Annotated in this window: 6 protein-coding genes; 5 read left to right on the top strand and 1 reads right to left on the bottom strand. The window is 61.3% G+C overall.

Going from position 1 to position 3,699, the window contains the following annotated elements; translation table 11 throughout:
* Positions 1 to 143 precede the first annotated feature (143 nt).
* Together EN879_RS27535 and EN879_RS27540 are read left to right on the top strand one after the other, a co-directional pair.
* Positions 144 to 749 carry an isoprenylcysteine carboxylmethyltransferase family protein gene (locus EN879_RS27535; protein ID WP_245459051.1) on the top strand — a complete coding sequence of 202 codons (606 nt, stop codon included), beginning with the start codon at positions 144 to 146 and terminating at the stop codon, positions 747 to 749.
* Positions 750 to 1,062: 313 nt separating this feature from the next.
* Entirely contained in the window at positions 1,063 to 1,260 is a 198-nt protein-coding gene (locus tag EN879_RS27540) for a DUF3309 family protein (protein WP_082826496.1), read from the top strand.
* A gap of 282 nt (positions 1,261 to 1,542) precedes the next feature.
* On the opposite strand, the gene EN879_RS27545 is transcribed toward EN879_RS27540, so the two are convergent.
* Complete coding sequence (locus EN879_RS27545) at positions 1,543 to 1,800, bottom strand: hypothetical protein (RefSeq protein ID WP_013530800.1); 258 nt, start codon at positions 1,798 to 1,800, stop codon at positions 1,543 to 1,545.
* An 84-nt stretch (positions 1,801 to 1,884) separates the two neighbouring features.
* Between EN879_RS27545 and EN879_RS27550 the strand changes: the two genes are divergently transcribed.
* The 3 genes from EN879_RS27550 to EN879_RS27560 all read left to right on the top strand — a co-directional run.
* The gene (locus tag EN879_RS27550; protein ID WP_013530801.1) at positions 1,885 to 2,154 is read left to right on the top strand and encodes a DUF982 domain-containing protein; all 270 of its coding nucleotides are present in this window, start codon (positions 1,885 to 1,887) and stop codon (positions 2,152 to 2,154) included.
* 229 nt (positions 2,155 to 2,383) lie between these two features.
* Entirely contained in the window at positions 2,384 to 3,109 is a 726-nt protein-coding gene (locus tag EN879_RS27555; protein WP_013530802.1) for a GntR family transcriptional regulator, read from the top strand.
* Positions 3,110 to 3,112: 3 nt separating this feature from the next.
* A partial coding sequence (locus EN879_RS27560; protein ID WP_206521016.1) for an ADP-ribosylglycohydrolase family protein occupies positions 3,113 to 3,699 on the top strand: 587 nt, incomplete at its 3' end.

The following is a 3,699-nucleotide window of genomic DNA, read 5'->3' on the forward strand; positions in this document are numbered from 1 at the left end:
ATTAACTGCCCGGCAATGGTTGCGTGCAAAGGTCGCCCTGAGGGATCATTGGGGTGTCTGCATTGCTCATATCAAAAAGCGAGGCGCTTTCGCACGTCAGTGACGGCAGGATTCTGTCCGCAGCCCGAAAGCGTGAGATCCTGGTGGATTTGCGGGAAGGTTTCTTTCGGATCTGCGCGCTGGCCTTCGCGGGCATGTTCGTCTACCGCGGCGTGTATCACCTGATGCTCGACCCGACGCGCATCAATGTGGCGCTGGTGGCAATTTCCGAGATCCTGACCTTTACCTGGCTGCTTCTGTCGCGTCGGCCGAAGGTTCGCGACTGGAACCCGCTCACGGTGGTTGTCTCCGTGATCGCCAGCTTCGGTGTCGGTTTCATCGACCTGGAGCCGGGCGTGGCCATCATCCCGGTCCATGTTGCGGCGCCGCTGCAGGCCCTGGCGTTGGGGTTCGTAATCTGGGGAAAGATATCGCTGGGGCGTTCTTTCGCCATTCTGCCGGGCAATCGCGGCGTGATGACAGGCGGTGCCTACCGTCTGGTGCGGCATCCGATCTATGCCGGCTATCTTGCCGGCCATCTCTTGTTCCTGCTGTCGGCCTTTTCCTTCTACAATCTAGCCGTCTACGCGGTGATCACCTTCTTCCAGGTGCACCGCATCCTGCGTGAAGAGGCGCTGCTGGCCGTCACGCCGGAGTATCGGGACTATATGAAGCGCGTCCACTACAGGCTGTTCTACGGCGTCGTTTGACAGGCGCCCCGGCGCGCAGAATCGTTCGGTCTGCAACCACACTGGCAACGTTCGATCGTCAATAGACCTGCGCATTGTTTGTGCAAGCTAATATTGCGACTTTTACTGGCGTTTATTTCAGAAATTTTGAGATATATATACCACACTTCAATTTCAGTATTCTCTCTCTGTGAAGCTGAAACTCACTACCTCGCGTAATTGCTTCTGCAATCGGCTTCTCGCCATCTCCGGCCGATCGGAAAGCCCGCCACGCTGGTGGGCTTTCTGCGGTCCACAGGCGTGCCGGAATTAAATTCTGGTTGCCGTCACCAGGATGGCCGTTTCTGTTGCTGGCGTGACTTCTTCCGCGCGATGCCCGCCACAATCGCGGAACGGTAGGCCTTTGGAGCGCTCGTCTTTTGAACATCGCAGCTGCGAGGTTCAATCCTACGGCGCCGGCTCCTATGGCGGCGGCGGCCTTGGGCTCGTGCTGCTCATCGTCATCGTGCTTGTCGTACTCGGGTGCATCTAGCCGGGTTATCGCCAACTGATCGCAATCTCGTGAGCGCCCCAATGTCGGCGTGCACCGGATTGTGATGCAGGCAAGCCGGCTTGTGATCCTGCACTCTGCAAAACTTTCGTATGGTCATTGCGGTCCACACCCCCCCGTGGAAACAAGAGGAGAGGGTCCCACCCCTTGTCCTCCTCCAAGGCCCGCTCCGGTTCACCGTAGCGGGCTTTTGCTTGCTGGCGAGGCAAAACCGGCTCGCATCAAACCCTATGGGCGAGGCGTTCAGATGCTGGCGCCAGTCGACTACTCCATGTCAGGCACGTCACCGCTGACGAAGAGCGTGTTCGGCGGACCATATTCGCCCAGCGTCGGATCGGCCTCACGGCTCCAGGCGATGACGCCGGAATGCTTTGCCGTCAGAGCCCTGGCGGTGCGTATGGCGCGATCCTCGCTCTGCTGGTCGGCGGGTCCAAAGGCTGGGAACAACTCGCCATCCTCACCGCGATCGAACGCGACCACGACGATCAGCCTGGGATTTTTCTGGCCACTGGAATCGGACATCTTGCACCTTTGGCGCAGAACCTATCACATTGCTCGGGGTTGAAGGCCGCGAATCGATGAATGCCGACTTTGGGGAGTGGCATCGTGCAAGATCAGCGTTTCGATGAGCCGGTCAGGATTGCGCTCGGCCGATCGCGAAACTCGATCTTCAACGTGGAGCGGGTCGCTCAGGCTGCCGACATCCTGCTGAACCGCTGGCCGGTTGCGACCGGGCAAAAGCATATGGTTGCCCGCAAGGCCTGTCTGGCCGTGCTCGAGGGAAAGAAAGAAGTCTCGGCGGCAAGAGCGGCGTTCATCAACGCCGCTATCGAGGCGGACATCCTCGTCGAACCGCGTGAGGTGTCGATCCCGTAGCCTGTCCCTGGTGAAATTGAATCAGGATCTGGCTCCATCCCCTTGATGTATGCCCCTTTTTGGCGATCGCCGACCGGCTTTTCAGGGCTATTGACCTGCCTCTCGGCACGCCCTGCACGGTTATCCCGCACATTTCGCTGCCTGTTGGTCAGTCTTCGGCATCTGTTGACATAGCATCCGGGCCTCGGTATTGAACAGGATTATACAGGTTCATTGAACAGGTACCCTTATGAAGCGGCGCGCGGTTCAACTGTCTCCCGGCACGGGCAAGCCCGAGCAGATCGCCACCGTCCTCGAACATGAGATCCGTTCCGGCGTCCTCGGTTTCGGCGACCGCCTTCAAAGCGAGAACGAACTCGTCCAGCGCTTCTCCGTTAGCCGCAATACGGTCCGCAAAGGCCTCGAGGAACTGTCCAGCCGCGGGCTGATCACGACCAAGGTTGGTATCGGCTCGTTCGTCACCTTCGACGGCAAGCCGGTCGACGACTCGATCGGCTGGTCGCGCGCGCTGGCCGATGCCGGCGCCAATGCCGAGACGCGGACGCTGCGGCTGGAGGTCATCGAAGACCCCGATCTGGCTGCGCTGCTTGGCATCGAAAGCCCGTTCTTCATCGCCGTCGACCGGGTGCGCACCAACGCCAGCGACGGCCATGCGATCTCCATCGAGCGCAGCCGGTTGCCATTGTCCTCCGAGCTCGAGGACGTACCGTTGCGCGGATTGCGCGAGGGCTCGCTGCACCAGACGCTGCGCGTCGCCGGCCTCATTCCCGACCATGGCGAGGAATGGGTCGAGATCGAGATGCTCAATGCCGAGGATGCGGCCATCCTCGGCTGCCCGCAAGGCACGCCTTTCCTGCGTGGCCGCCGGCTGACGCGCGCCGCCGACGACCGGCCGATCGAGTACGTCACCAGCCTGCTCAATCCGGCGCATTTTGCGCTGCATATGAGGTTCTGAGCGATGTCGGATGCGACCAGCAAGGCTATTGACCGCGCCATGGGGGCGCTTGTCGGCGGAGCGCTGGGCGATGCGCTCGGCATGCCGACGCAGCTTTTGTCGCCGGTTCGCATTGCCGAACTCTACGGCCATGTTGAGGATTTCATCGAGCCTTTCCCGGATCATCCGGTGTCGAAGGGATTGGCCGCCGGCACCATCACCGACGATACCGAGCAGGCGTTGCTGCTCGGCCGCATCCTGGTCGAATCCGGCGACCGTTTCGACCACGCGCGCTGGGTCAATGCGCTGCTCGACTGGGAACGCGAGGTTAAGGCGCGTGGCAGCTATGACCTTTTGGGGCCATCGACCAAACGCGCCATCGACGCCATCAACAATGGTATGCCGGCTGAGGAAGCGGGGCGCAGCGGCGACACCAATGGTGCGGCGATGCGTATCGCGCCGGTCGGCATCATGATGCCGCTCGAACCGTTGGAAGGATTCGTCGGCAAGGTGGCTGAGACCTGCCGGGCCACGCACAACACCTCGATTGCCATCGCCTCCGCCGCTGCCGTTGCGGCAGCCGTCAGCCGCGGCGTCGCCGGCGGTGGCTG

This window comes from Mesorhizobium sp. M7A.F.Ca.AU.002.02.1.1 (genome assembly GCF_003998535.1).
Lineage (GTDB): Bacteria > Pseudomonadota > Alphaproteobacteria > Rhizobiales > Rhizobiaceae > Mesorhizobium > Mesorhizobium ciceri.